Origin of the sequence: Gordonia polyisoprenivorans, assembly GCF_017654315.1 — a bacterium.
GTDB classification, from domain to species: Bacteria; Actinomycetota; Actinomycetes; order Mycobacteriales; family Mycobacteriaceae; genus Gordonia; species Gordonia polyisoprenivorans_A.
Map to the genome: position 1 here is coordinate 297245 of NZ_CP072203.1, position 21759 is coordinate 319003.

The window sequence follows — 21759 nt, forward strand, 5'->3', positions numbered from 1 at the left end:
CTCCCCGATGTCGGCGGCCATTCCCCCGATGGTCGAGAACCTCCACCGATGGTCGAGAACCCTTCCTCCCGATGGTCGAGGTGTGAGGCGCGTGCGCCGTGCCTCGAGACCCGGTGAGCTACAACTGGTTCCACCCCACAGCGGAATTCCGTCACCGCGGATAGGTGACAATCACCTGCCCCGTCCGACGGTTCCGCCACTCCACCCGCCGATCGGTGTAGAGCGTCGGCACCCACTCCGCGAGATGTTTGCGTTGGTGATCAGCCCGACACAACGGGATGAGGTCACCGAGCACAGTCCACCCTCCCGCCTGGGGGTCGGCATGGTTAAAGGGCCGCCAGTGGTCGAGGTCGCACAGGTGTGACGGCATACCGCAGTAGGGGTATCGGCACCAGGCGTCGTTGGCGAGCACCTCAGCGCGCAGTGTGGCGCTGGGTGCATAGGTCAATGCCCCAGGGGGTGGCACGGTGTGACCGCCGTGTCCGGTCGGATCCGCCGGCGGCGCCTGGGGTCGGTCGGAGATCTGCGGGATGAGTGGTCCGGCGGTACGTGCGGATTTGGGGTAGTGGATGGTTTTCGCTACGTCGGCGAGGGTGGTGGCGTAGCTGGGGTCGATGGGACCGTATCCCTGCAGGCGTGTCACCAGCTCACCGTCGGGATCTTTCAGGACCGTCAGTACGGGTGCACTGGGTACGACCAGGGCACGTCCGAACGCCACCGGCACCTCATCCGTGGTTGGCTCATCCAGGGGGTCGGGGATCTCGGGTTCGACGACCGGCTCCACCACATCGACAGGTTCCTGCGCCTGCGCATTGGCAGGTTCCGGCGCACTGGAAGGTTCGATGTCCTCGAGTTCGGGCACATCGGCGTCGGCGGGTTCGGGTAGCAGGTCGTCCCACGCTGCCGCGTCCTGGGCGTCGGCGGGAGTTTCGGCGGAGTCGTTCCTGTTGCCAGCACGGCCCTTGGCGCAATCGGCCAAGCCGCATTGGCAGTCGAGGTGGGCTCCGGGGACGCCGGTGATCTCCCCGAGGGCGATCACCCGCAGCGATCCCACGCGGCGGGGGTCCTTGCGGCAGGTACGTTCGTCAACGAGGGCGTTGATCTGCGTCGTGAGAAACACCCCGTAATGGGCGGGCACAACCGCATCCAGAGAGGAGTGCCCCGCAACATCGGGGGTGATGGTCACGTTCCCCACCAGGTCGGTGATGGTCTCACGGTCCTCGATAACGCTGTCGGGGTTCATCGAGATCAAGGCGGCGTCGAGTTGTTGCGACAGCACCGGGTCGGTGGTGGCGCGGGATCCGTAGTCCAGGACGATCTCCTCGAACGTCATCTCCTCGTTGTCACCGGACTCGTCACCGGTATCGACGCTGTCGCTGTCGCTGTCGGTGGTGTCGGTGTCGCTGCCGCGTTGGGCGGCGCGCGCCATGATCGAAGCCCGATTCGTGGAGAGCTCTCCATTCAGGTAGGCGGCACGGATCAGCGGTAGCTTCTCCAGGAGGTCCGCCAGCGCTATCCAACTCCCGGCTTTGCTACGGGAGATCTTGAACTGCAACGATACTTCGGCCCGGCCGAGTCTCTCGGCATGCTCGACGACCGAACCCCACACACCGGTCTCGGGCCGATCGGCGAGATGCTCGTGAAATACCCGCTCTGCCAGCTCGGCGGCAGCCAGCACTGTCCGGGCTTCGTATTTGCGGGACTCGCGTAGCAGGTCCGGGCCGGTTTCGGTGAGCTCATCGCGGGTCATGGCTGTGATCGCGGCAGCATCGGCATTTGGATCGGTGAACGTCAACGTGGTCGACACCAGATACCTCCCCTCCCGCGATCGGACTTGATGAGAACAAGTGTACGAAGGGATACCGACAAAACCGGTCCGATGATCGCCAGACCGGAGAAATCTGTGGACAACTTCTTTCGGGCGCGTCGACTGGGCGCTCAATCACGTCGAGTGGGTAGTGGATGTGGTTGCAATGCTTGCCATCTCACCAGGGTCTCGAGGCTCGCCGCACGCGGCTCGCACCTCGACCATCGGGAGGAAGGAAGCGCTCGACGATCAGGGGACGAGCAAACATCCGGGGGGATGGAGGCGCTCGACCATCGATCTGAGGTGACCGAATGATGCTCCGGGTCTTTCCATCCGATGGTCGAGGTGCCGAGGAGCGCCAGCGACGAGCCTCGAGACCCCGCTCGCCGATCATTGTTCGCATCTCCCGTCGAACTGAACCAGCACCGGCGCAAGCGGTCTCGAGGCTCGCCGCACGCGGCTCGCACCTCGACCACCGGGGGAAGGGTCGACCGCCAGGGGAAGCGACGGCGTCCGCTGCGGGACCTAACCGAACTGCCCCACTGCGAAGCCGACGAGAAGTACTGTCACACCACCGATCTCGCCCAGAATGAGTGCGGTCATCGACAGGCGAAGGGCGCGATCGGGGTGCGCGAACTGATTGGTGGTGTCGCGACGCATGCCGTGCCCGATGTAGGTGAGGATTGCGCCGAGGAAGAACACGATCGGGATGCCGGCGGCCACGAGATCGAGCCACGCGGGCCACGCGCTGAACTGCACGAGCGCAGCAAGCAGAGCGGTGGCAAAGGAGTACATCAGCGCCGCACGGTGGGCGATGTCGACGTAGGGATGCGCGAGGTGATCGGGGGCGGTCAGCATCTGCTGGTACTTCCACACGCCGAGGACCAATGCCAGTAACAAGATCAGACCGGCGACGAACAGGACGATCGCGGCCTCTGTGCTCATGCGATCATCGTGCCATGCGCGATCCGCTCTCCACCGGTGGTCTGACCCGTCGCGGGTTGATCATCGATGTGGCGATCGCCGTCGTGTTCGCATTGATCGCCATCCCGATTCACCTCGGACAATCCACGTCGGCCGCGGTCACTGCTGCCGTCGTGTCGATCGCCTTGGCGCTGCGGCGGCTGGCACCCAGCGTGTTGATCGTGCTGGCCCTGGCCTCGGCGGCGGTGCAGGTGGCCACCGACCAGATCGCAGTCGTGGCGTCCTTGGCCTACTTCCCACTGTTCGCCACCGTCGGCGGACATCCCGATCGTCGTGTGCGGTTCGGTTCCCTGGCGGTGGCGATCGCCGGATGTGTCGTGGCCGGTTGGGAATTCCCGCACGCCTACGTCGACGCCGCGGGCAACGCGGTCGCCATCCGACTGTTCGGATTTGCCGGTGCGGCAGTCGTCGTCATCGGCGGCTGGGCTTTCGGTTTCATCCGTTACCAGCGCCGCATGGTGCAGCAGGCGGCGATCGCCGAGACCATCGCCGAACTCGAACGCAAACGCCTACTCGATCTCTACGACGAGCAATCCGAGCGCACCAGGCTCGCACGCGACATGCACGATGTGGTGGCGCATTCGCTCGCTGTGGTGGTGGCACAGGCCGAAGGTGCCAGGATGCTGCTCGACGCCGACCCGGAAGCCACCCGGAAGGCGTTGCACGTCATCGCCGATACCGCGCGCGGAGCCCTCGGCGACGTCCGCGGACTCCTCGAGCAACTCCGCAACGAGGATGTGTCGTCGGCGTCGCGCTCGGATCGCGACACCCTGTTCGACCGGATGCGGGCGGCCGGCATGACCATCGATACCCAGGAAACGGGCAACGACGAATCGGTTGATGCGAACATCACCCGGGTAGCCGGGCGTGTGCTCGGCGAGGCACTCACCAACGCGCTCAAGTACGGTGACCTCGCTGTGCCCATCGTCGTACGTATCGAGTGGACGCGCGGATGCTCCATGACGGTGTGGAATGCGCTGTCGGACAATCCCTTGGCCCCGGGTGGAGCGGGACAGGGTATCGCGGGTATGGCCGAACGGGCAGCGCAGATCGGCGGAACGCTTCGCAGTGCTCGCGACAACGACGACGGATGGCTCGTCTCTCTGCAGATCCCCGCATCGCTCCCCGACACGATGCGCGAAACCCACGAACCCGGAGGAACGCAGACCCGATGATCCGCATCGCCTTGATCGATGACCAACCGCTGTTTCGCGGAGGTATCGCCATGATCATCGGTAGCCAACCCGACATGGAGGTGGTCACCGAGGAGTCGACCGCCATCGGCCTCACCGGGGTGGTCCGCACCACCAGGCCCGACGTCGTGTTGATGGATGTGCGGATGCCCGGTGTCGACGGCATCACCGCCACCGCCGACCTCATCGCCGATCTCGGCGAGGATGCACCGAAGGTGTTGGTACTGACCACCTTCGACACCGACGAGGCAGCTGCCTCGGCGATCGCCGCCGGTGCCAGCGGATTCCTCCTGAAGGACGCTCAGCCCGACCTCCTTCTCGCCGCCATCCGAGCGGTCGCCGACGGCAGCCAGGTGGTCGCCGCGTCGGCGACCCGCCGGCTGTTCGAGACACATCGGACACGTGTGGGAGCGCCCGGACCGGAGTACGCACAGCTGACCCCTCGAGAACGCGAGATCCTCGTGCGCGCCGCCCACGGGTTGTCGAACGCCGAGATCGCCGCGGTCGAGGTGCTGTCCGAGGCCACGGTCAAGACGCATATCTCTCGCATCCTCACCAAACTCGCTGTGCGCGACCGTGTTCAGCTGGTCGTGTACGCCTACGATCACGGCCTCGTCTGACCGAGACACCCGTTCTGCACGACCCGGCGTACATCTCTGGATGTACGCCGGACCGACCTGCGATGTACCCGATTTCCGCACCGCGGCCGACGATCTCACGGACACACGAACGTAGCGTCGACTCCATGAACGCACCCGATACACCTGCCGTCGTCTTGCGCGACGTGTCACGCACCTACGGCGACGCCGCCAACCCCATCCACGCACTGCGTCACGTCTCTCTGGAACTGCATCGCCGCGAGTTCACCGCGATCATGGGCCCTTCCGGGTCCGGCAAGTCGACGCTGATGAACGTCATCGCCGGGCTCGACGACATCAGCTCCGGGCAGATCTGGCTCGGCGACACCCCGATCGCGGGACTCGACGACACCGCCCGAACCATGCTGCGCCGCACCACCATCGGCTTCGTCTTCCAAGCCTTCAACCTGATCCCGACGCTCACCGCCGACGAGAACATCCGGCTCCCACTCGTACTTGCCGGGATAACGCCCGATGCCACACAGCAGGCGTGGATCGCGCATCTCGTCGCAACGCTCGGTCTGCGCGACCGGCTTGATCACCTGCCGTCGGAACTATCCGGCGGACAACAGCAACGGGTGGCGATCGTGCGTGCTCTCGCATCCCGCCCGACGATCATCCTCGCCGACGAGCCGACCGGCGCTCTCGACACCCGTACGGGCCGAGAGGTGTTGACGCTGTTGACCACCGCCGCCCGCGAGTACGGTCAGGGTATCGCGATGGTCACCCACGACCCGGTGGCCGCCTCCTACGCCGACCGGATTGTGGTGCTCACCGACGGCGCGATCGTCGGCGAGTACCGCGGTCTGAATCCTCGCCAGATCTCCGACCTGCTGATCGGGTTGCAGGAGGTTCCGGCATGAAGGCCACCTCGACGCGCCTGACCGTCGGGTCGCTGCGCGAGTTCGCCACCATCGGTGTGGTGTCGGCACTCTCGGCCACCTATGGCGCCGCCCTGCTCACCACGTCGCAGATGCTGTCGGTGATCTCGGCACACAAAGGCGGCTCCGCGGGGGCGGCCCTCGACGTCGTCGCCTCGGTGTTCATCATGATCGCGCTGTTCGTGTCGGCGATCGTCATCAGCAACGGGGTCACCACCGTGATCGCCGGACGCCGCAACCAGTTACGGCTTCTGCGGCTCATCGGGGCGAGTTCGGCGCAGTTGCGCGCGAGCCTGACCCGGGCTGTCGCCCTCGACGCGGCGATCGGCGCCGTCATCGGGGTGACGCTGGGCACGGCCGGAACCGATATCACGCGAATCATTCTGGTACACAATGGCACAATCCCGAGTCTTGACTATCCATGGTTTCCACCCGGGGTGATCGGTGCCGGTGTCGCCGTCCTCGCCACCGCCGTGGTGGCTGCTCGGGTCGGCACCCGCGGCGCGCTGACCGGTATGGCGGCCGCCCCGGCACGAAGCGACATCGGCACGGCGCGGCGCGTCGTCGCCGCGGCGCTGCTCCTCGTGGGTGCCGGTCTCCTCGCGCTGGCTGCACTGCTGGGCGAGCGCGGCAGCCTCGCGGGTTTCATCGTGGCATTCTTCGGTGCGGCAACATTTTCCGTCGGCGCGCTGATCGGCGCACCCCTGATCGTGCCGGGTTTGGTGCGACTGAGTGGACGCACGCTCGGCGCCGGCGCGCCGTCGGTGGTGGCCCGCAAGAACGCGGTCAGCGACCCGCACCGCACCACCCGGTCGACCCTGGGTCTGTTGATCGGGGTCACCCTGGTGACGACGATCGCCACCGGTATGACTGCGCTGACCCGTTCGGTCGACAGCTGGGACCTCTCACCCGCCAACGCCGCAGCCACCCGTGAGACGTTGTCGGTGATGACGGCGATCCTGATCGCCATGGTCGCCATCTCGGTGATCATCTCCGCGGTCGGGTTCGTATCGACGATGTCGCTCACCGTCATCGGGCGGACCCGGGAGATCGGCATGCTCCGCGCGATGGGATTCACGACGCGACAGATCCGTTCGATGATCTTCCGGGAGTCGCTGGCGATGTCGGGGACCGCGGTCGCAGCCGGCCTGGTGCTCGGTATCGTGTTCGGAACTGTCGGCAGTCAGTCGCTGGTCGGAGCGCTCACATCCGGCATCCCACTCGGATTACCCTGGGCGGCACTGGCATCGATCATCGTGGGCACCTTCGCACTGGCGCTGGTGGCGTCATTGCCGCCGAGTCGGCGCGCGGTGGCGGTGACCCCGGTCGATGCCCTGGCGGTGCAGTGACCCGCCGGTGCGAGGACCCGGGGAGTCGGATCAGAGTAGCTGCGTCAACGGCACATCGGCGTCTGCTGCCCGATCGAGATCGATGGGTCGGCCCGCGGTGATGAGCGCCTTGATGTCGTCGAGCTGATCCCAGATGTTGACCTGCATGCCGGCGAGTACCCGCGCATCGTCGGACACCCATAGCGCCACGAACTCGCGGGCCGCGACATCCCCGCGCAGGATGACGGTGTCGTCGGCGCCGGCGAGTCCGGCGTATTCCATGCCGAGGTCGTACTGGTCGGTGAAGAAGTACGGGAGGTTGTCGTACTCGGCCGCGCCGCCCAACAGGTTGGTGACCGCGACCGCCGGCTGGTTCAGGGCGTTCGCCCAGTGTTCGGTGCGCACCCGCCGCCGGAGCACCGGGTGCTCGGCGTTGGCGATGTCACCGACGACGAAGACGTCGGGATTGCCACTGCGCAGCCCGGCGTCGACGAGGACACCACCACCGTCGATGTCGAGACCGGCGGACTCGGCAGGCCCGAGCGCCGGGACCGCGCCGGCGGCGACGAGTACCGCGTCGGCGTCGACGGTGGTGCCGTCGCCGAGCCGGATGCCGGTGGCGAAGCCCTCGGTTTCGAGGATCTCCTGCACCTGCACGCCGGTGCGCAGATCGATGCCGTGCTCGCGGTGCAGGTCGGCGAAGACCTGCGCGACCTCGCGGCCCATCACCGAGAGCAACGGTAGTTCGCCGACCTCGGCCACGGTGACCTCGGCGCCGCGTTGGCGCGCCGACGCCGCGACCTCCAGGCCGATCCATCCGCCACCGATGATCGCCAGCCGACGTCCGGGACCGATGTCGTCACCGAGCGCGGTCGCCTCGTCGAGGGTGCGCAGATGATGCACGTGTGCGGTGTCCTCGCCGGGAAGGTTCAGGTGTCGGGAGGACGAGCCCGTGGCCAGCACCAGCTTGTCGTACGCGACGGTCGAACCATCCGGTAGCACAACCTGTTTGGCGTCGATGTCGACCCGCTCGACGGTGGTACCGGGACGGAGGTCGATGTTGTTGTCGCGATACCAGTCCGCATCGTGGACGGTGAACTCGGCGGGCTGCTTCGTGCCCGCAAGAAACTCCTTGGACAGCGGCGGCCGCTCGTAGGGCAGATGGTCCTCCGCCCCGATCAGCACGACGTCGCCGTCGAAATCCTGTTCGCGCAGCGCCTCGGCGGTCTTGGCTCCCGCCAGGCCGCCGCCGACGATCACCACAGCCGTCATGGCGTTCCTACCTTCCTGGTGGGTACTCGTCCCACCGTACGCGCACCCATCCGGGGTCGGAGCGGCTCCGAATGGCCCGTGATAAGTCCACCCCCGACCTGTCCTGCCCGACCTGTCCCGCTTTGAGGAGGCCGAATGGATTCGTTGCGCGAGCATTCCCCATGCCGCGCGGCGGAAGTGATCCGCACGTGTGTCGACCGGATGCTGCTATCCACCATCGACGGCCATGCGACGATCCTCACCGGCGTCGATCCGGACGTCGGGCGTCTCACGGACGCCATTCGCGCCGCCGCGGTGGGCGGCAAACGGCTGCGCGGACAGTTCTGCGTCTGGGGCGCACGAGCTGCTGCCGAGGTGAGGAGTCCCGCCGGGGCCCCGAGTACACCCGGGGTGTGGGAGACGGCCACCGCCATCGAGATGTTCCACCTGGCCGCGCTCATCCACGACGACATCATGGACAGCAGCGACGCACGACGCGGGATGCCGACTGTTCACCGCGCCTTCACTGATCGGCATGTGGCCGAGCACCTGTCAGGAGACGCACGAGCGCACGGGTCGGCGATGGCGATCCTCGCCGGCGACCTGTGCCTGATGTGGTCGGACGAGTTGCTCGGCGATGCCGTCGCCGATCTCGATCGCCCCACGCGATCGGTCGTCCGGTCGATGTGGTCGACGATGCGCGACGAGGCCTTCGCCGGGCAGACCCTCGACATGCTCGGGCAGACGCGTGAAACGATCACCCGCCGGCGCGCCCGGACCATCCTGCAGTACAAGAGCGCCAAGTACACGATCTCCCATCCCCTGCGGCTCGGAGGCGCGCTGGCCGGGGCGCCCGCCGGCCTCCTCGCGCAGTACGACGAGATCGGCGTTCTCGCCGGCGAGGCGTTCCAACTGCGTGACGACGTCCTCGGAATGTTCGGCGACCCCGCCGAGACCGGTAAGCCGGTCATCGACGACCTCCGGGAGGGCAAACGGACGCTGCTTGTCGCCCTCGCCCAGGAGCGCGCCGACCCCGCGGGGAGGCGCCTGCTGACCAGGGCGTTGGGCAACCCGGAGGTCACCGTCGACGACCTTCTCGCGGTACGGGAGTTGATGGTGGCCACCGGCGCGCTCGCCGAGACCGAGGTCCGCGTCGACGATCTCACCGCGGCCGCGCAGCAGGTGATCGATCGCATCGAGGTCGACGACCTCGCACGCGAGGCACTGCGGGAACTGGTGCGGCAGTCGGTGAGGCGACGCTCATGACGGTGACACCGTCGGCGAAACCGGTCGTCGAACTGCGCATCTGGGGCGTGGATCGGGTGGGACCAGCACTCCTGCGGGTGGCGTCGGGCCGAAGGGCGTTGCGCCAACTGCCCGGCCTGCGGTTCGCGAAGGTGTTGGGAACGGGCTCGGCGCGCACGTTCACCCCGCGCGACGCCGACGCTCACCACTGGGCACTGCTGACGGTGTGGGCCGATGCCGATGCCGCGGCGACCGGCGCGGCATCGCGCTATCTGCGGTCCTGGGATCGAGCGGGCAGCGAGGCGCTGACCGTACGTCTGGTGCCGTTGTCCTCGCGCGGGCAGTGGTCACGGCGAGAACCCTTCGGCACCAACGCCACTCGAGCACGCGGCACCGACTGGACGGGCCCGGTGGCAGCATTGACCCGGGCGCGGCTGCGGCCCACGCGCATGGCGTCGTTCTGGCGGGCGGTGCCCGCGGTGGTCGCGGATCTCACGGCCGCACCGGGAGTGCGCCTGGCGCTCGGGGTCGGCGAGGCACCGATCGGGCTGCAGGGCACCTTCTCGCTCTGGGAGAACGCGTCTGCGCTGACCGACTTCGCCTACCGGAGTGCAGGTCACGTCTCGGCGATCCGCGAGACCGGCCCACAGCGCTGGTACGCCGAGGAGTTGTTCGCCCGGTTCGGCGTCGAGTCGGTGACCGGAACCTACCGGGGGATTGCGCCGTGACCGCTGACGATGTGGTCGACCGTGCCGAAGCCACATCTCGGCGGCGGCCCCCGCCCCTACGGGTGGCGGCGTGGATTCTGTTGGCCACCAGTGTTGGTGTGCAGATCGCGTTTCCCCTCACCGGCGGCGGCAACGTCGTGCTCACCACGATCGTCGTGGTGGCGATGTCGGCGGCAATGCTGTGTCACAGTGCGGCGACGCACGGTGGGCGCGGACTGCTCGGTCTTCTCGCCGTGGCCGGCGGTGGCGGTCTGCTCGCCGAGGCCGTCGGGGTCCACACCGGAATTCCCTTCGGGGAGTATGCCTATACCGGAGCCCTCGGCGGTGAGATCCTCGGCGTCCCGGTGGTGGTGCCGCTGGCCTGGATCATGATGGGATGGCCCGCGTTCATCGTGGCGCGACGACTCACGGGCCGAAGCTCCTGGGCGGTACCACTTCTGGGTGCTTACGCGTTGACTGCGTGGGATGTGTTCCTCGATCCGCAGATGGTCGACGCCGGGTACTGGCGGTGGTCGTCGCCGCATCCGGCGTTGCCGGGTGTCGACGCGATTCCGCTGACCAACTTCGTGGGATGGCTGCTGGTGTCGGCGTTGATGATGGCGGTGCTCAGCGTGGCGATCGGTCGTCAGGAACCCGCATCGATGACCGATCGTCGCGCCGCCGAGTTGCTTCCGCTGGTCGCCTACCTGTGGGTGTATGCGTCGTCGGTGATCGCGCATCTGGTGTTCTTCGGTCGGCCACCGGTGGCACTGGTCGGCGGACTGGTGATGGGTGCTGTCGCAATCCCGCTGGCCGTCAGCATGTTCCGGGAGGCTCGTCGATGATCATCCGGCCGCGTGACCTCGCCCGATGGGTCGTGAACTCCGGTACCGCTTTGGCGGCGGCCTCCCTCGTGCTGACCATTTCCAATGCCCGGCGGATTCGCACCCCGGATGTCGATGCGCTGCCCGCGGCCGAGCCGTTGTCGGTGCTCATCCCGATGCGCGACGAGGCCGCGAACGCGCCGGGGTGTCTCCGTGCGGTGCTCGCGGCGATCGATCGTTGGCCGGGGCCGGCCCGGATCGTCGTCGTCGACGACGACTCGACCGACGACACCGCGGAGATCCTGGCGATCTGCGCGGCCAACGACCCGCGCGTCACGGTTGTCGCGGGAACACCGCGGCCGGACGGATGGCTCGGCAAGTCGTGGGCGTGTCATCAAGCAGCACAGCAAGTTCCGTGTAGCGGGGTTCTCGCCTTCGTCGACGCCGATGTGCGGGTCAGCCCGTTCGCGTTCACCGCGACCGTCGCGGCCCTGCGCGTCGCCGGGCTGGCACTGTTGTGCCCGTATCCCCGTCAACTCGCCGACAGCCCGGCCGAGCGGCTGATCCAGCCGCTGCTGCAATGGTCGTGGATGAGCACGCTGCCGCTCGGGATCGCGGTGCGGTCGTCGCGTCCTAGCCTGTCCGCGGCGAACGGACAATTCCTGGTCGTGGATGCCGAGACATACCGCCGCGCCGGCGGCCACGCAGCCGTCGCGGGTGAGGTTCTCGAGGACATCGCTCTGCTCCGTGCGATCAAGTCCGTCGGCGGTATGGGCGGGGTGGGCGCCGGTGCGCACCTGGCGCAATGCCGGATGTATCACGGCCACCGCGAGATTCGGGAGGGTTACCGTAAGTCGTTGTGGTCGGCGTTCGGTTCACCCGCCGGGGCCGTCGGCGTGGTGACGATGCTGGTGCTGGCCTACATCGTCCCGGCGGTGGCGGCGCTCACGGGCTCTCGGATCGGGCTGCTGGGATACGCTGCAGGCGTGGCGTCACGAGCGATCTCGGCGTCTGTCACCGGCGGGCGCGCGTGGCCGGACGCGTTGGTCCATCCGCTGTCCATCGCGGGTTTCGCGGCGCTCACCGCGGATTCGCTGCAGGCGCATCGCCGAGACCGATTGCGCTGGAAGGGGCGTGCGCTTCCCGGGACGACACCGCGAGGGCGGGTGACTCGCCGTGGCTGAGGTCATCGTGGTCGGGGCCGGCGTCGGCGGGCTGGCCGCAGCCATCCGGCTGCAGCACGCCGGGCATCGGGTGAGCGTCCTCGAGCAATCGACTGCGGTGGGCGGCAAACTCGGAACCCTCGAGCACGACGGCTTCGTCTTCGACACCGGCCCGTCGTTGGTGACGATGCCTCACGTTCTCTCCGAACTGTTCGCGGCGACCGGCGCACCCGTCGACGACATTCTCGAACTGCAGCGGCTCCCGATCGCCGCCCGGTACCGGTTTCCGGACGGGACCGGCCTCGATGTTCCCGGCGACTTCGCCGAGATCCCCGCTGCGCTCGACGCCGCTCTCGGAGCCGGTTGTGGCGCGCAGTGGTCGGGGTTTCTCGATCGCGCCCGCAGGATCTGGGACGCCACCCACGGGCAATTCCTCGAAGCGCCGATCAGCCTGCGCGACATGACTTCTCTCGCGCGCAGTGTGGACGACGTGCGGACTGTCGCCCCGTGGTCGTCGCTGCGGGGCCTTGCGTCCCGGTATCTGCACGACCCGCGGCTTCGCATGATGGCCGACAGGTACGCCACCTATACCGGCTCCGACCCGCGTCGCGCCCCGGCCGCGCTGGCGAGTGTGCCCTGGGCCGAACAGCGTTGGGGTTCCTGGTATGTGCGCGGCGGCCTGGGCCGCATCGCCGTTGCGCTCACCGATCGTCTCGCCGCCCTCGGTGGATGCGTCGAGACCGGGACCGCGGTGCGTGAGATCCGCGTCCGCGACGGCCGCGCCGACGGTGTCATCACCGCGTCCGGCGACCTGCGTCGCGCTGATCTCGTGGTGGCCAATGCCGATGCAGCTCAGGTGTATTCCTCACTCGTGCACACGTCGTCGGCGCGCCGCCAACTCCGTCGATTGCAGCGGAGCACACCGTCGTTGTCGGGTTTCGTCATCATGCTCGCCCTCGACGACGAGCCACCCGGACAGCCACATCATCGCGTGTTGTTCCCCGCCGACTACGACGCCGAGTTCGACGCGGTCTTCGGCCACCACGGAGCACCACGTCCCGTCGCCGATCCCACCGTCTACATCACTGCACCGGAAGACCCGGCCATCGTCCCTGCCGCGGGAACCGGGGCCTGGTTCGTGCTGGTGAACGCGCCGCGCCACCACCCGGATTCGGGAATGGATTGGGACAGCGACGGTCTCGCTCATTCCTACGCCGACCACGTGTTGGAGGCGATGGCCGCTCGCGGAACCGACGTCCGCCATCGCATCCGTCGCCGATTCGTACTCAGCCCCGCCGATCTCGCCCGCCGCACCCTGACGCCGGGCGGTTCGATCTACGGCAGTTCATCCAACGGTCCGCGCGCCGCGTTCTTGCGCCCCGCGAACGCCTCCCCCATTCCCGGCCTCTACCTCGTCGGCGGTTCGGCGCACCCCGGCGGTGGGCTGCCGTTGGTTCTGCTGTCCGCGAAGATCACCGCCGGGCTCATCGGCCGGGCATAGGCGAGCGCTCCATCGTCACACCGGATACCCTTCGGCACAAGAGGTCTCGAGGCTCCTCGCTAGCGCTCGTCGACACCTCGACCACCGTATGGAAGCCGTCCCCCTCTCGATGGTCGAGGTGCGAGGCGCATGCGCCGAGCCTCGAGACCACCGTCACCGGTACTGTTTTCGACCCACCGTGGCCTGGAAACCCTTCAGCACAAGAGGTCTCGAGGCTCCTCGCTAGCGCTCGTCGGCACCTCGACCACCGTATGGAAGCCGTCCCCCTACCGATGGTCGAGGTGCGAGGCGTGCGCGCCGAGCCTCGAGACCACCGTCACCGGTGCTGGTTTCGACCCACCGTGGCCCGGAAACCCTTCAGCACAAGAGGTCTCGAGGCTCCTCGCTAGCGCTCGTCGGCACCTCGACCACCGTATGGAAGCCGTCCCCCTACCGATGGTCGAGGTGCGAGGCGCACGCGCCGAGCCTCGAGACCGCCTGCTACAGGGCTGGTTTCACACCACCACTAGGGAGCCATCGACGGCCCGGTGGAATGGTCTCCGCGTAGACGCTTGCGGATCAGTTCGGCGCTGATGAGGCACATGGGCAGTCCGATGCCGGGGCGGGTCGAGCCGCCGGCATAGTAGAGTCCGTCCACCTTGCGTGATCGATTGGTGGCCCGCAGGAAAGCGCTCTGGCGCAACGTATGTGCGGGCCCGAGCGCACCACCGGACCACGAGTTGACGTCGACGGCGAAATCGCCCGGCCCCATCGTGCGGCGTACGACGATCCGGTCGGCGAGGTCCTCGATGCCCGCCCAGTCGGCGACGAGTTCGATGGCGCGGTCGGCGGCCTGCTCGATCACGGGATCGCCTGCGCCGTCGACACCGCCGCGCCCCAGCGACGGGTCGGGCGGTACGGGTACCAGGATGAACAGATTCTCATGCTCGCTCGGCGCCACCGAATCGTCGGTCGCCGACGGCCGGCACACATACAGCGACGCGGGCTCGGGAACGCGGGTGGGTTCGGAGAAGATGGCGTCGAAGTTCGCGTGCCAGTCCTGTGTGAAGAACAGCGAGTGGTGCGCGAGTTGTGGCAGCCGCCCACGCACCCCGAGGAAGACCAACACCGCCCCGGGTCCCGACGTCCGGCGGTCCCACCACCGTTGCGGGAATGTCTGCAATCTTCGTGGCAACAACCGCGTTTCGAGGTGGTGCAGATCGGTCGCGCCGATCACGATGTCGGCAGGCAGCACACTCTCGGCGCCGTCCGCACCGGTCACCCGCACCCCGGTGACCGTTGCCCGCCTTCCGACCGGTCCGCGACCCGAATCGCGGGTACAGATCTCCGTCGCCGCAACCCCCGTGTGCAAGCGCGCACCGTGATCGACGGCGACACCGACGAGCGCGTCGACGAATCGGGTGAAACCCCCTTGCGGGTATCGGACCCCGTCGTCGAGATCCAGCCAGCTCATCAGGTGATACATCGCGGGCGCACGCTCGGGCGACGCCCCGAGGAACACTGCCGGGTAGCCGAGGATCTGCCGTAGCCTCCGGTCACGAAAGTGCCTGGCGGTGAACGACTCCAGGCTCTCGCTGAGCAGTCGCGCCAACCGGGGGAGGCGGCGCAGCAGTTCGGTGGCGGTGAAGGCCCGGGCCGACTCGAAGCTGGTGTACAGGAATCGTCGAACGGCCACGTCGTAGGTGTCGCGTGCCGACTCCAGGTACTCGTCGAATCGCACGCCTGCACCGGGTTCGGTGCGCTCGAACAACTCTCGGTTGCGAGCACGGTCGCCGGAGATCTCCAATGGATCGGGCTCACCTTCGAAGAACACCCGGTATCCGGGTTCGAGTCGGGTGAGCTCCAGTTGCTCCGCCGTCGACGTCCCGAGCAACGCGAAGAAGTGGTCGAAGACCTGCGGCATCAGCCACCACGACGGTCCGGTGTCGAAGCGGAATCCGTCCTTCTCCCAACTCCCGGCCCGCCCACCGGGATTCGCGTTCTTCTCGACGATGTCGACGTCGTGCCCGTCGGCGGCCAACAACGCAGCAGTGGCCAGTCCGGCCACACCGCCGCCGATGACGACGACCTTCTTCGGTGTGGTCACCGGCTCGATACCCCTCCCGCTCGTGGATACCCGCGACGCACCGCTGCCGCCGCAGCGATACCGGCCTTCACCGGTCCGGGTACCCGTACGCGCGTGGTGACCGCGTCCGCCGGTGCCACCTTGCGCAGACGCGCCGACAACTCGGCGAACAGATCATGGGCGGTACATACCGCGACCCGTGCCTCACCGGGCAGGTCGGGAATGATGCGCGCCGCGGCGGCCAGATCCTCGTCGATGTCGTCGAGCCACCGCCGCCACGCCGCGTCGCTCGGAGCCTGCGGATCGAGGCCGGTCAGATAGCGTCGGCCGAGTTCACCGTCATCGACTCCGAGGTCGCGCAAGAAATTGACCTTCTGAAACGCGGCCCCGAGACGCTTTGCCCCCGGCGCCATCGCCGCGTAGCGGACGTCGCGGTCGGGTTCCTCGGCAAGGAACGCCCGCAGGCACATCAGCCCGACCACCTCGGCCGACCCGTAGATGTAGGTGGCCAGACTGTCCTCGTCGTGCTCTCGGCAGGTGAGGTCGGTGCGCATGGACGCGAAGAACGGCGCGGTCAGCGTGGCGTCGACGCCGACCCTGCGGGCGGTGCGGGCGAAGGCGTGGACGACCAGGTTGGTGCTCGCCCCGGTGTCCATCGCCGCGAGGCTGTCGGCCTCGAGCTGATCGAGCGCAGCCCGCCTGCTCTCGACGTCCTGGCCGGGCCGCGGGGCGTCGACGATCTCGTCGGCCACACGCACCAACGCATAGATGTTGCGCACATCACGGCGGATCGGCCCGGCCAGCAGCCTAGAGGCGAGGCCGAACGACGACGAATACGAGCGGATCACCAGGTCGGCGCTGGCGTCGGCGACCTCGTCGTAGCGCACATACGGACGGGTCGTCGCAGGCGATCGGTGCGAACCTATCTGGCGCAGGCTCATGACGTCTCCCGCTCCGGCACACGGTAGGGATGAGCACCGAGCGCGTGCACCTGATCGACGAACCACGGGCTGAGCAGCCACGGGGTGCGTCGCGCCGCCGACCACACGTCGTCGACGTCGGTCCACGCGACGTCCATCACCTCGTCGGGGTTGGGCCGCAGCGGACCGGTCGGTCGCGCGACGAACACCGGGCACACCTCGTTCTCCACCACACCACTGGCATCGACGGCCCGATAGCGGAAATCGGGTAGGACACAGCGCACATCGGTGACGTCGAGGCCCAATTCCCGCTGGGCGTAACGATGCACGGCGTCGACGGCGCTCTCGCCGGGTCGCGGGTGCCCGCAGTAGGAGTTGGTCCATACACCCGGCCAGGTCTTCTTTGTCAGCGCCCGGCGGGTCATCAGCAACCGGCCGGCCTCGACGAGATGACAGGAAAAGGCGAAGTGCAGCGGGGTGGAGGTGGTGTGCACCGATGTCCGGTCGGCCGTACCGCACGGCGTGCCGTCGGGCTCGACGAGTACCACCAGGTCCTCGGCCAGGTACTCGGTCATGCGCGGTCTGCTCCTCGTTGGTCGGTCGGGCCACGATCGGCCCGGCGTGCCTCCAGACAACAGCACTTCGACACCGACGCAAACTCGGATGGGCGACCCGACCGGCTCAGTCCCGATGCAGTAGCGGCAACAACCGTTCGGTCTTGTCCTGGGTCCATCCGGGCGGCTGCAGAATGTCGGCCCACGAGTACGGGATGGCGCTCAGATAGTTGTGGCCGTGACCGTCGGGCACGTTCACCGACACGGCCATATCCGCCGACACCTGCAGGAACGTGACGAACGGCATCCACGTCATCGCCCCGAGCACGTCGCGGCCGTGCTCTTCCTTCAGCCACTCCGGCTCGTTGAGGATGAGCCGCGGCGACCACCAGGCGATCGGGTCCGACGCGTGCTGCAGGTAGACGACGCGAGGGTCGAGCCACGGCGTGTCGGGACGGTTCAGGTCCGAGGCGTCGGCAATGAACCGGACGTGCCGGCCGTCTTCATAGATCGGCAGGACCTGCGGCGAACCGGCATCGCGGGCGGCGGTGGCGTCACTCCACAACTGGTTGTTGAACGTCGGCCCGACGAACAGGGCGCCGTTGGTGCGGGCGACGACCGTCGGCACGGTACCGAAGGCGGCCTCGGCACCGAACGAGCCGAGGCTCTCCCCGAACACGACGACCTTGGGTCGGCGGCCCTCGGGCAGTTGCTGGATACGTGCGTCGACGGCCTCGAACAACGCACTGCCGGCCTGACGCGCGCGTTCGCTGTCGACGAGGAACGACAGCCAGCTCGGCAGATAGGAGTACTGCATCGACACCGTGGCGACGTTGCCGTTGTACATGTACTCCAGCGAGTCGACCGTCGCCTTGTTCAGCCACCCCGATCCGGTGGCCGACCCGATGGCCACCACGGCCCGTTCGAGACCGCCGGCACGGACCAGCTCATCGGCGGCCAGGGTGGCGTTGGCGCGCAGATCATTTCCCGATCCGAGCCCGACGAACGCCCGGATCGGCTCCATCGCCGGCGCCCCGTTGAACGCCGAGAGCTGTTGCACATCGGGGCCGTTCGCGACGAATCGCCGGCCCTCCCGTCCGAGCGAGCCCCACGTGACCAGCGAGCCCGGACCGCCTGATCGAACCGTGGTCGTCGGTGCCGACGTGGTCGCATCGGTCTCGTCGTTCGCCGCGGCAAAGGAGGCATTGAGCCACTTCATCGAGTAGTTCGCGACCACGCCGTTGAGGACGAACACGGTGATCAGGACGATCACCGTCGCACCGGCGACCGCAGAAATCCGCGGTGGCGCAAAGCGATTGAGTTTTCGCACCGGCCAGACGACGAGTGCGGCCCACAGTTGTCCGATCACCATCAACAGCACGAATACGATCACGGAGACGACAATGATCAACGGGTAAGCCGTCCACGAGAGCTGGTCGACCTTCATCAGCGAGCGGATCTCGTTCTGCCACACCGAATACCAATAGAACATCACCGAGGTGCCCACCGCGAAGATCACACCCAGCGCGGCCCACAGGTACCAGGGCGGCGAGGGCCACCGCCGATCCCTCGACAACATGAACCGCACCAGCCAGGCGAAGAAGGCGCCGAGACAGTAGCCGACGGCGGCCGCCGCGCCGCTCACGATGCCCTGGAACAGCGGCCCGCGCGGTAACAGTGACGGTGTCGCCGAGAACCAGAGGAACGCCGTCGCCACCGCCAGGCCGGAGTAACTGATCCGGCCGAGGTAGGCGACGGCGCGCTCCCGTGCCCGTGACCGGTGCGGCTCGGCGCTCACGTCCTGCGGGGCGTCGGCGCCGTCGACGGCGTCCACATCAGATTCCGGCACTGGCCACGCTCCTGTCGTCCGCGCCCCGACGGTCGGGCACAATCGGTCGGAAACATCTTGTCAGACGGCATATCGCGGCAGAAGGGCAGAATGTATGTCTCTCCCGAGGCGCCGGTTCGCGTGGCTGTGCGTCGGCGTCGTGACGGTTCTCGTCTGCGTGCAAGTGCTGATCTTCGTGACCCCGGTTCCCGGCGTGCAGTGGGCGGTGCCGATCGCCGCCGCGCTCATCCTCGTTCTCGCCAGGGCTACCGGCCTGTCCTGGACGGATCTCGGTCTGGGCCGACGATCACTCGGTACGGGTCTGCGCTACGCGGCGGTCATCATCGGTGCGGTTGCCGTGATCACCGCGATCGGTGTCGCCCTTCCCTGGACGCGCGACCTGTTCCACAACGACGCCTATCGAGATGTCCACGCGGCACTGGTGTCTGCGCTCGTCCTCATTCCGATCCACACCATCCTGGCCGAAGAGGTGATCTTCCGCGGTGTGCTGCTCGGTGCGCTGCGACAGATCTGCAGTCCCCGGACAGCGCTGATCCTGCAGGCCGGACTGTTCGGACTATGGCACGTCGGCTCGTCGATGGGGCTCTCGACACACAATCAGGGGCTCGGTGACATCGTGGGCGCCGGCCCGCTGGCCACGTTCGCCGGTGTCGCGCTCGCCGTCGTCGTGACCGGCGTCGCGGGAATCCTGCTCGGCTGGTTGCGGATTCGCAGCGGGAGCCTGCTCGCGCCGATCGCCTTGCACTGGTCGGTCAACGGCCTCGGCGCGATCGCCGCGGCGATCGCGTGGCAGCTGCCAGGGTGAACGGTCAGCTCGGGGCGTCGAGCATCGGCACCAGATAGCGCCGGGCGATGTCGGCGAGCTGATCGTCGTCGTCGGTGTCGACGAGCGCACTCGGCGTGGTCAGAAACGACGCCGAGATCCGCGCCATCATCTCGGCGGTGAGGTCGGTGTCGAGGTCGGCGCGCAGGGTTCCCGCGCGCTGCTCCTGGCGCAGCTGCTGGGCGATGAACTGTGCAACGGTGGCCAGCAGCCGCCCGTCGGCGCCGAGCGCACCTGCCAGCAGGGTGGGTTCGGTCTGCTGCAGCCCGCTGATCAGCGGGTTCGTCGACACCGCGCGATAGGAACTGACGAAGGCCAGCACCAGGCGCTCGGCGATGGTGCGCGCCGGGGCGATGTCGGCGAGGAATTGAACGAGGTAACGCCGGAACTCCCGCAGCATCACCTCCTCGACGAGCACGTCCTTGTTGGTGAACTTGCGGTAGATGGTGATGCGCGAGGTTCCCGCGCGCTTGGCCACCTCTTCCAGCGAGGTGCGTTGAATACCGAAACGACAGAATTGTGCAAATGCGGCATCGAGCAATTTCTCTCGGGTCGCGTCCGCATTCGCGCTTTCTCCCCCTTCGGCAACGACGTCGTCATATGCCCTCTCCAACAACGACTTCGGTGCCGACGACGCCGAGACCACCATGAACCTCCAACGCATTCGGGGTGAATCTGTTGTGATGTCAATCACTGTATGCTACTCCTGATGTTACAACGTTACTCGCGTTGTTACATCGCGTCATCGAGTCGGGTGGCGATAGACGGGAGCACAACATGGAACAGCTCAACAGGCGCGCGGTCCTGCGCGCCACAGGCACGATCGGCGCCGCGGGCGCCCTCGCGACGCTCACCCAGGCCACGCCCTGGACGTGGGCACCGGCCAACTCGATCCCGGGTGTGGGAGCGGGAGCCGATCCGCGAACGATCTTCGACGACGAGGCCGACCAGGTGATCGCTCGGGTCATCGACAGCGGCAAGGTCGTCGAGGTCAACAATCTGCTCAATCAATGGCGCACCAACTCCCAGCCACTACCGGCCGGGTTGCCGCCGGAATTGCGGGACTTCATCGAACACTCCCGCCAACTGCCGTCGTGGACCGATCGCGGCAAACTCGCTGCCGCGGTGCGATTCAATCAGCGACGGGGCACCTACCTCGGAGTGCTGTACGGCTTCGCCAGCGGCATGATGAGCACCGTCATCCCCAAGGAGGCGCGCGCGGTCTACTACTCCAAGGGCGGCTGGGACCTCAAGGACCGCATCTCCAAGACGGCCAAGCTCGGTTACGACATCGGGTCGCTCAACGCCTATCAGCCCGACGGCGAAATGGTCGTGACCTGCGTCAAGACTCGGATGGCCCATGCGGGTGTGCGGCATCTGCTGCCCAAGTCCGCACACTGGGTGCGCTCGGCACCCGAGGAGAAGCCGATCAGCCAGGCCAACATCATGGTCACCTGGCACAGTCTGCCGACGACGGTGATGCGCAACCTCCAGAAGTGGAAGGTGCCACTGCCCGCCGACGAGTCCGAAGGGTTCCTGCATTCCTGGCAAGTGACCGCGGCGATGCTCGGCGTGCAGGACCAGTACATCCCCAACTCGTGGGCCACCGCCGATTCGCAGGCCAAGCAGGTTCTCGATCCGATCCTCGCATGGACGCCGGAGGGCCAGAAACTCGCCGACATGCTCCTCGATCTGGGGATGGATCTCGACCTCACCCTGCTGTCGCGGCCCATCCTCGGTGCGCTGACCCGGTTCATGCTCGGCGACAAGATCGCCGACTGGTTGCACATCCCCCGTGAGCCCGTCTGGAATCCGCTGCTGGAAACCGCTTGGGGCCCCTACGTCGCCGTCCGCGAGGGCCTGCTCAACGCCGGCCTGCCGCGGGAGACCTACTGGCTCTTCGACGAGTTCCTCCGGCAGTTCGTCCTGTTCTACATGGCCGAGTTGCGGATGCCGATCAGCATCCAGATTCCCTCCTTCAACAACCCGAACTACAACTGACACCGCGGCCCACGATCCCGCCGCA

General features: G+C 67.4%; 19 protein-coding genes. 11 read left to right on the forward strand and 8 right to left on the reverse strand.

The window, feature by feature from the left end; genetic code table 11:
* Positions 1–151: 151 nt before the first annotated feature.
* The gene (locus J6U32_RS01430; protein ID WP_208793229.1) at positions 152–1807 is read right to left on the reverse strand and encodes an HNH endonuclease signature motif containing protein; all 1656 of its coding nucleotides are present in this window, start codon (positions 1805–1807) and stop codon (positions 152–154) included.
* A gap of 525 nt (positions 1808–2332) precedes the next feature.
* Positions 2333–2752, reverse strand: a complete 420-nt coding sequence (locus J6U32_RS01435; RefSeq protein ID WP_208793230.1) for a hypothetical protein — start codon at positions 2750–2752, stop codon at positions 2333–2335.
* 14 nt (positions 2753–2766) lie between these two features.
* Here J6U32_RS01435 and J6U32_RS01440 point away from each other — a divergent pair, with 14 nt between their 5' ends.
* The 4 genes from J6U32_RS01440 to J6U32_RS01455 all read left to right on the forward strand — a co-directional run bounded on the left by J6U32_RS01440 (position 2767) and on the right by J6U32_RS01455 (position 6852).
* On the forward strand, positions 2767–3966 hold the full coding sequence (locus tag J6U32_RS01440; protein ID WP_208793231.1) for a sensor histidine kinase: 1200 nt from the start codon (positions 2767–2769) through the stop codon (positions 3964–3966).
* Entirely contained in the window at positions 3963–4604 is a 642-nt protein-coding gene (locus tag J6U32_RS01445) for a response regulator transcription factor (RefSeq protein ID WP_208793232.1), read from the forward strand. Before J6U32_RS01440 ends, J6U32_RS01445 begins: the two co-directional genes overlap by 4 nt.
* Positions 4605–4729: 125 nt before the next feature.
* Positions 4730–5485, forward strand: a complete 756-nt coding sequence (locus J6U32_RS01450; RefSeq protein WP_208793233.1) for an ABC transporter ATP-binding protein — start codon at positions 4730–4732, stop codon at positions 5483–5485.
* Entirely contained in the window at positions 5482–6852 is a 1371-nt protein-coding gene (locus J6U32_RS01455) for an ABC transporter permease (RefSeq protein WP_208793234.1), read from the forward strand. The genes J6U32_RS01450 and J6U32_RS01455 overlap by 4 nt, the downstream gene beginning before the upstream one ends.
* A gap of 30 nt (positions 6853–6882) precedes the next feature.
* On the opposite strand, the gene J6U32_RS01460 is transcribed toward J6U32_RS01455, so the two are convergent.
* Complete coding sequence (locus J6U32_RS01460) at positions 6883–8103, reverse strand: NAD(P)/FAD-dependent oxidoreductase (RefSeq protein ID WP_208793235.1); 1221 nt, start codon at positions 8101–8103, stop codon at positions 6883–6885.
* Between the two features lie 135 nt (positions 8104–8238).
* On the opposite strand from J6U32_RS01460, the gene J6U32_RS01465 reads away from it, so the two are divergent.
* From J6U32_RS01465 to J6U32_RS01485, 5 genes are read left to right on the forward strand one after another with little or no spacing between them, the layout of a single operon-like run.
* Positions 8239–9348: a polyprenyl synthetase family protein gene (locus J6U32_RS01465; protein WP_208793236.1), complete on the forward strand. Its 1110-nt coding sequence runs from the start codon at positions 8239–8241 to the stop codon at positions 9346–9348.
* Positions 9345–10055: a monooxygenase gene (locus J6U32_RS01470; protein WP_208793237.1), complete on the forward strand. Its 711-nt coding sequence runs from the start codon at positions 9345–9347 to the stop codon at positions 10053–10055. Before J6U32_RS01465 ends, J6U32_RS01470 begins: the two co-directional genes overlap by 4 nt.
* Positions 10052–10879: a carotenoid biosynthesis protein gene (locus J6U32_RS01475; protein ID WP_208793238.1), complete on the forward strand. Its 828-nt coding sequence runs from the start codon at positions 10052–10054 to the stop codon at positions 10877–10879. The genes J6U32_RS01470 and J6U32_RS01475 overlap by 4 nt, the downstream gene beginning before the upstream one ends.
* Complete coding sequence (locus J6U32_RS01480) at positions 10876–12042, forward strand: glycosyltransferase (RefSeq protein WP_208793239.1); 1167 nt, start codon at positions 10876–10878, stop codon at positions 12040–12042. Before J6U32_RS01475 ends, J6U32_RS01480 begins: the two co-directional genes overlap by 4 nt.
* A complete protein-coding gene (locus J6U32_RS01485; protein WP_208793240.1) occupies positions 12035–13522 on the forward strand; it encodes a phytoene desaturase family protein in 1488 nt (495 codons plus the stop codon). Before J6U32_RS01480 ends, J6U32_RS01485 begins: the two co-directional genes overlap by 8 nt.
* A gap of 505 nt (positions 13523–14027) precedes the next feature.
* On the opposite strand, the gene crtI is transcribed toward J6U32_RS01485, so the two are convergent.
* From crtI to J6U32_RS01505, 4 genes are all read right to left on the reverse strand, one after another.
* On the reverse strand, positions 14028–15608 hold the full coding sequence (gene crtI / locus J6U32_RS01490; RefSeq protein ID WP_208793241.1) for a phytoene desaturase family protein: 1581 nt from the start codon (positions 15606–15608) through the stop codon (positions 14028–14030).
* Positions 15605–16528: a phytoene/squalene synthase family protein gene (locus tag J6U32_RS01495; RefSeq protein WP_208793242.1), complete on the reverse strand. Its 924-nt coding sequence runs from the start codon at positions 16526–16528 to the stop codon at positions 15605–15607. Before J6U32_RS01495 ends, crtI begins: the two co-directional genes overlap by 4 nt.
* Complete coding sequence (gene idi, locus J6U32_RS01500; protein ID WP_208793243.1) at positions 16525–17082, reverse strand: isopentenyl-diphosphate Delta-isomerase; 558 nt, start codon at positions 17080–17082, stop codon at positions 16525–16527. The genes J6U32_RS01495 and idi overlap by 4 nt, the downstream gene beginning before the upstream one ends.
* A gap of 106 nt (positions 17083–17188) precedes the next feature.
* On the reverse strand, positions 17189–18895 hold the full coding sequence (locus J6U32_RS01505) for an alpha/beta hydrolase (protein WP_208795908.1): 1707 nt from the start codon (positions 18893–18895) through the stop codon (positions 17189–17191).
* A gap of 109 nt (positions 18896–19004) precedes the next feature.
* On the opposite strand from J6U32_RS01505, the gene J6U32_RS01510 reads away from it, so the two are divergent.
* Positions 19005–19715, forward strand: coding sequence for a CPBP family intramembrane glutamic endopeptidase (locus J6U32_RS01510; protein ID WP_208793244.1), 711 nt, complete (start codon positions 19005–19007; stop codon positions 19713–19715).
* 4 nt (positions 19716–19719) lie between these two features.
* On the opposite strand, the gene J6U32_RS01515 is transcribed toward J6U32_RS01510, so the two are convergent.
* On the reverse strand, positions 19720–20397 hold the full coding sequence (locus J6U32_RS01515; RefSeq protein WP_244332476.1) for a TetR/AcrR family transcriptional regulator: 678 nt from the start codon (positions 20395–20397) through the stop codon (positions 19720–19722).
* Between the two features lie 113 nt (positions 20398–20510).
* Between J6U32_RS01515 and J6U32_RS01520 the strand changes: the two genes are divergently transcribed.
* Positions 20511–21734, forward strand: coding sequence for an oxygenase MpaB family protein (locus J6U32_RS01520; protein ID WP_208793245.1), 1224 nt, complete (start codon positions 20511–20513; stop codon positions 21732–21734).
* The last annotated feature ends 25 nt before the right edge of the window (positions 21735–21759 follow it).

Excerpts from the sequence above, each read along its gene's own strand:
- J6U32_RS01445 (WP_208793232.1), top strand. The coding sequence starts at position 3,963 with ATGATCCGCATCGCCTTGATCGATGACCAACCGCTGTTTCGCGGAGGT.
- J6U32_RS01465 (WP_208793236.1), top strand. The coding sequence starts at position 8,239 with ATGGATTCGTTGCGCGAGCATTCCCCATGCCGCGCGGCGGAAGTGATC.
- J6U32_RS01510 (WP_208793244.1), top strand. The coding sequence starts at position 19,005 with ATGTCTCTCCCGAGGCGCCGGTTCGCGTGGCTGTGCGTCGGCGTCGTG.
- J6U32_RS01480 (WP_208793239.1), top strand. The coding sequence starts at position 10,876 with ATGATCATCCGGCCGCGTGACCTCGCCCGATGGGTCGTGAACTCCGGT.
- J6U32_RS01435 (WP_208793230.1), bottom strand. The coding sequence starts at position 2,752 with ATGAGCACAGAGGCCGCGATCGTCCTGTTCGTCGCCGGTCTGATCTTG.
- J6U32_RS01440 (WP_208793231.1), top strand. The coding sequence starts at position 2,767 with ATGCGCGATCCGCTCTCCACCGGTGGTCTGACCCGTCGCGGGTTGATC.
- J6U32_RS01515 (WP_244332476.1), bottom strand. The coding sequence starts at position 20,397 with ATGCGTTGGAGGTTCATGGTGGTCTCGGCGTCGTCGGCACCGAAGTCG.
- J6U32_RS01470 (WP_208793237.1), top strand. The coding sequence starts at position 9,345 with ATGACGGTGACACCGTCGGCGAAACCGGTCGTCGAACTGCGCATCTGG.
- J6U32_RS01460 (WP_208793235.1), bottom strand. The coding sequence starts at position 8,103 with ATGACGGCTGTGGTGATCGTCGGCGGCGGCCTGGCGGGAGCCAAGACC.
- J6U32_RS01520 (WP_208793245.1), top strand. The coding sequence starts at position 20,511 with ATGGAACAGCTCAACAGGCGCGCGGTCCTGCGCGCCACAGGCACGATC.
- idi (WP_208793243.1), bottom strand. The coding sequence starts at position 17,082 with ATGACCGAGTACCTGGCCGAGGACCTGGTGGTACTCGTCGAGCCCGAC.
- J6U32_RS01450 (WP_208793233.1), top strand. The coding sequence starts at position 4,730 with ATGAACGCACCCGATACACCTGCCGTCGTCTTGCGCGACGTGTCACGC.
- J6U32_RS01495 (WP_208793242.1), bottom strand. The coding sequence starts at position 16,528 with ATGAGCCTGCGCCAGATAGGTTCGCACCGATCGCCTGCGACGACCCGT.
- J6U32_RS01455 (WP_208793234.1), top strand. The coding sequence starts at position 5,482 with ATGAAGGCCACCTCGACGCGCCTGACCGTCGGGTCGCTGCGCGAGTTC.